The organism is Rosenbergiella sp. YN46 (assembly GCF_036620675.1).
Lineage (GTDB): Bacteria > Pseudomonadota > Gammaproteobacteria > Enterobacterales > Enterobacteriaceae > Jejubacter.
On record NZ_JAZHEE010000072.1, the window covers coordinates 1 to 4,676 of the forward strand.

General features: G+C 59.5%; 4 protein-coding genes. All 4 read left to right on the top strand.

All coding sequences use genetic code 11. The features are described 5' to 3' along the window. The first annotated feature begins 354 nt into the window (after positions 1-354). The 4 genes from V3W49_RS22425 to V3W49_RS22440 are packed head-to-tail and all read left to right on the top strand — an operon-like array spanning position 355 to position 4,315. Positions 355-1,299, top strand: coding sequence for a 2-keto-3-deoxygluconate permease 1 (locus V3W49_RS22425; RefSeq protein ID WP_500148159.1), 945 nt, complete (start codon positions 355-357; stop codon positions 1,297-1,299). Continuing rightward, positions 1,296-2,564 carry a D-threonate kinase gene (gene dtnK, locus V3W49_RS22430; protein ID WP_500148161.1) on the top strand — a complete coding sequence of 423 codons (1,269 nt, stop codon included), beginning with the start codon at positions 1,296-1,298 and terminating at the stop codon, positions 2,562-2,564. The genes V3W49_RS22425 and dtnK overlap by 4 nt, the downstream gene beginning before the upstream one ends. Next, positions 2,554-3,537 carry a D-threonate 4-phosphate dehydrogenase gene (locus V3W49_RS22435; RefSeq protein WP_500148163.1) on the top strand — a complete coding sequence of 328 codons (984 nt, stop codon included), beginning with the start codon at positions 2,554-2,556 and terminating at the stop codon, positions 3,535-3,537. The genes dtnK and V3W49_RS22435 overlap by 11 nt, the downstream gene beginning before the upstream one ends. Positions 3,538-3,547: 10 nt before the next feature. Then, positions 3,548-4,315, top strand: coding sequence for a DeoR/GlpR family DNA-binding transcription regulator (locus V3W49_RS22440; RefSeq protein ID WP_500148164.1), 768 nt, complete (start codon positions 3,548-3,550; stop codon positions 4,313-4,315). Positions 4,316-4,676 lie beyond the last annotated feature (361 nt).

The following is a 4,676-nucleotide window of genomic DNA, read 5'->3' on the forward strand; positions in this document are numbered from 1 at the left end:
AAAGCCCGGCGTGATAAGCGAAGGGGCCCCGAAGGGCGTTTTTTACCGCCGGGGAGCCCGGGTCGCCAGGGGAGCGGAGCCCCCTGGCCCGTTCTACCTGCTGTGAATTAACAGAGAAGCAGTAACGCAAAGTGAACGGAACAGCTCCCCGCATCGTCATAATCCGCCGCTTTTTAGCTTCCCGCTTTCAACCATTCCACGCTAAGGCACGATGAACCTTTTCTTACCTCTTTATGAGTAATGTTAATCATATGATTTTTTAAAGTCATTTTTAAACTGTGATCTGACGCATTTATCCGCTTAAAATGATTGTATATAGTCATTATGATTTTATTCAATCACCAGGCGGGACCAATGAACATTAAAAAAACCATAGAAAAGATCCCCGGCGGCATGATGGTGGTACCGCTGGTTATAGGGGCTGTCATTAACACCTTCGCGCCGCAGGCGCTGGAGATAGGCGGCTTTACCAGCGCGCTGTTTAAGAACGGCGCGGCACCGCTGATTGGCGCTTTCCTGCTGTGCATGGGGGCGGGCATTAGCGTTAAGGCGGCGCCCCGGGCGCTGCTGCAGGGTGGCACCATCACGCTGACTAAACTGTTGGTCGCCATCGCACTGGGGCTGGGGGTGGAACATCTGTTCGGCAGCGATGGGATCTTCGGGTTAAGCGGCATTGCTATTATAGCGGCGATGAGCAACTCCAACGGCGGGCTGTATGCGGCGCTGGTGGGGGAATTCGGCAACGAGCGTGATGTCGGGGCTATCTCGATCCTTTCTCTGAACGATGGGCCATTCTTTACCATGATCGCGCTGGGCGCGGCGGGTATGGCCAACATTCCCCTGATGGCGCTGGTGGCGGTTCTGGTGCCGCTGGTCGTAGGGATGATTCTGGGCAACCTCGATCACCAGATGCGCGATTTTCTGACTAAAGGTGGGCCGCTGCTGATTCCCTTCTTCGCCTTTGCGCTGGGCGCCGGAATCAATCTGGAGATGCTACTGCAGGGCGGACTGGCCGGGATTCTGCTGGGTGTGCTGACCACCTTTATCGGCGGTATTTTCAACGTTCGCGCCGACCGTCTGGTGGGCGGTACCGGTATTGCTGGCGCAGCGGCATCGAGTACCGCCGGTAACGCAGTGGCGACGCCGCTGGCGATAGCCCAGGCGGATCCTTCGCTTGCCGAAGTGGCTTCTGCGGCGGCGCCGCTGATTGCCGCCTCGGTGATTACCACCGCTATTCTGACGCCGGTGTTGACCTCGTGGGTCGCGAAACGTAACGCCGCTGCGGAGAACAAGGCATGAAGATTCTCGTGGTTGCGGATGATTTTACCGGCGCCAGCGATACCGGCGTCCAACTGGCGAAAAAGGGGGCCAGAACCGAGGTGATGCTGACGCACCAGCAGAAGCCTTCGCGCCGCGCTGATGTGCTGGTTATTAATACTGAAAGCCGTTCGATGGCGGCGGAGCAGGCGGCAGAGTCGGTTTCCCGGGCGCTGGCGCCATGGCAGGGGCAGCCGGATCTGCTGATCTATAAAAAGATAGACTCCACCTTCCGCGGCAATGTCGGCGCCGAGGTAGAAGCTGCGATGACGGCCAGTGGGAAATCCCTGGCGTTGATTGCGGCGGCGATCCCGGCTGCCGGCAGAACCACCCGTAACGGCGAGTGCCTGGTGCATCAGACGCCGCTGCTGGAAACCGAATTCGCCAGCGATCCGCGTACCCCGATTGTTTCATCGCGGATTAAAACGCTGATCGAGCTGCAAAGCCATCTGCCGGTATATGAAATCACTCTGGAGCAGGTACGTGACGGCGGGCTGGATGCGCGGCTGGCGCAGATTGCCGACGGCGGCCGCGCCATGGTGGTGCTGGATGCCGAGCTGGACAGCGATCTGATGCGGATCGCCAGCGCCGCGCTGGCTCTGAAGGCGACGCCGCTGCTGGTAGGGGCGGCAGGGCTGGCGGGGGCGCTGCCCGCTGAAAGCTTCCTGACGCCGCGTCAGAATCTGCCGGTACTGGCGGTTGTGGGCTCCATGAGCGAAGCCACCCGCCGCCAGGTGGAACAGGCGCGTCGCCAGGGGCGTGCCTCGGTGGTGGACGTGGATGTCGAAGCTCTGCTGGCGCCGGACGGAGAGCCAGCGGTGGAAGAGGCGGTTCGTCAGGCCTGCGACGTGTTGGACAGCCAGCACCACTGCGTATTGCGTACCAGCCGTAACGCCGACGATCGCGAACGGGTCGAAGCCCTGGCGATGCGCTATAGCATCAGCCGACAGACGCTGGGGGAGCGAATCAGCCGCCGGATGGGGGAAGTGACGCTGGCGATTCTCGACCGTACTCGTACCGGTGGATTGTTTCTGACCGGGGGCGATATGGCGACCGCCGTCGCCAGCGCGCTGGGGGCTGAAGGCTATCGCATTCAGAGCGAAGTGGCACCCTGCATTCCCTGTGGCACCTTTATTAACAGCGATATTGAGGATCTGCCGGTTATTACCAAGGCCGGGGGATTCGGATCGGATAACACATTATGTGACGCGCTTTATTTTATTGAGGAGATGTACCGTGGGCATTAAGACTGTTGCCGTAACTATGGGCGATCCCGCCGGGATTGGTCCGGAAATTATCATCAAAGCGCTTTGCGAGCCGGAGCTGGATGGCGCGCCGGTAGTGGTGGTGGGTTGCCTGCGCACCCTGGAACGCCTGCAAAGCCTGGGTGTGACGCCACCCGTTACGCTGTGCGCAATTCAGCAGGTATCAGACGCCCGCTTCGCGCCCGGTACGGTACACGTCATTGACGAACCGCTGGCGCAGCCTGATGCGCTAACAGCAGGAAAAGTGCAGGCTGCCGCAGGCGATCTCGCATACCGGTGCGTGAAGCGGGCGACTGAGCTGGCGATGGCGGGGGAGGTTCAGGCCATCGCTACTGCGCCGCTGAATAAAGAGGCGCTTCATCTGGCAGGGCATCTTTATCCGGGCCACACTGAGCTGCTGGCAACCCTGACCCATAGCCGTGACTACGCGATGGTGCTTTATACCGATCGCCTGAAGGTGATTCATGTCACCACCCATATTGCACTGCGCAAATTCCTGGATACTCTGAGCCAGTCGCGCATTGAAACCACCATTGGGCTGGCGGATAGCTTCCTGAAACGCGTGGGCTACAGCGCGCCGCGTATCGCCGTAGCGGGCGTTAACCCCCATGCCGGCGAGCACGGCCTGTTTGGCGATGAAGAGCAACGCTTTGTTACGCCCGCCATTGAAGCGGCACGTGAACGCGGCATGACGGTGTTTGGCCCCTGTCCGCCGGACACGGTGTTCCTGCAGGCGTATGAAGGCCAGTACGATATGGTAGTGGCGATGTATCACGACCAGGGGCATATTCCGCTGAAGCTGCTGGGTTTCTACGATGGCGTGAATATTACCGCGGGGCTGCCGTTTATTCGCACTTCGGCCGATCACGGCACGGCCTTTGATATCGCCTGGACGGGTAAAGCCAAATCTGAGAGCATGTCCACATCGATTAAACTGGCAATGCAACTGGCGTAACTTCGCGAAAATGAAAGGACAACAGCGACTGGACCAGATCGTGGCCTTTCTTAAGAACCACCCTCTGGCGACCGTTGAACAACTGGTGGAGGCGATTGATGCCTCCCCGGCCACGATTCGACGAGATCTGATTAAACTGGACGATCAGGGCGTTATCAGCCGCAGCCACGGCGGCGTGGCGCTGAAGCGTTTTGTTCCGCTACAGCCCACCACCAATGAAAAACAGCAGCGTTTCCAGGCTGAAAAGCAGGCTATCGCCCGCTATGCGGCGGCGCTGGTGCGACCTGGTGACGCCGTAGTGCTGGACGCAGGCACCACCATGCTGGAGCTGGCGCGCTGCCTGACTCATCTTCCGTTACGGGTGATTACCGTCGATTTGCACATTGCGCTGTTGCTTTCTGAGTTTCGCCAGATAGAGGTCACCATTATTGGCGGGCGCATCGACGACAGTAGCCAGTCCTGCATTGGCGAGCACGGGCGGCGGATGCTGCGCGCCATCTATCCTGATATCGCTTTTATGAGCTGTAACTCCTGGTCGCTGGAGGCGGGCGTTACCACGCCCACTGAAGAAAAAGCGGGCCTGAAACAGGATGTGATAGCCACGGCGCGCCAGAAGGTGCTGCTGGCCGACAGCAGCAAATACGGGGCCCGTTCGTTGTTTAACGTCTCTATGCTGCGCGACTTCGATGAAGTGGTCACCGACAGCCACCTGCCGACGCTTTCTCATGACGCCCTGGCGGCTCAGGGGTTGAATATCACCCGGGTAGCGCCGTTATAGCGTCAGGCATAAAAAATGGTTCATCGCGCCTTAGCGTGGAATGGTTGAAAGCGGGAAGCTAAAAAACGGCAGAATATGATGATGCGGGGGGCTGGGGGCCCCCTCTCCCTTCCAGGGAGAGGGCCGGGGTGAGGGTGACAGGCAGCTCTGGCGCCTGGTTTCAGAACAAAAATGGCAGAATATGACGATGCGGCGGGCTGTTCCGTTCACTTCAGGCAACTGCTTCTCTGTTAATTCACCGCGGGTGAACGGGCCAGGGGGCTCAGTCGCCGCTCCCCTGGCGACCCCGGCTCCCCGGCGGTAAAAAACTCCCTTCGGGGCCCCTTCGCTTATCACGCCGGGCTTTTCGGAACGGGCAAGA

Excerpts from the sequence above, each read along its gene's own strand:
- V3W49_RS22425 (WP_500148159.1), top strand. The coding sequence starts at position 355 with ATGAACATTAAAAAAACCATAGAAAAGATCCCCGGCGGCATGATGGTG.
- dtnK (WP_500148161.1), top strand. The coding sequence starts at position 1,296 with ATGAAGATTCTCGTGGTTGCGGATGATTTTACCGGCGCCAGCGATACC.
- V3W49_RS22440 (WP_500148164.1), top strand. The coding sequence starts at position 3,548 with ATGAAAGGACAACAGCGACTGGACCAGATCGTGGCCTTTCTTAAGAAC.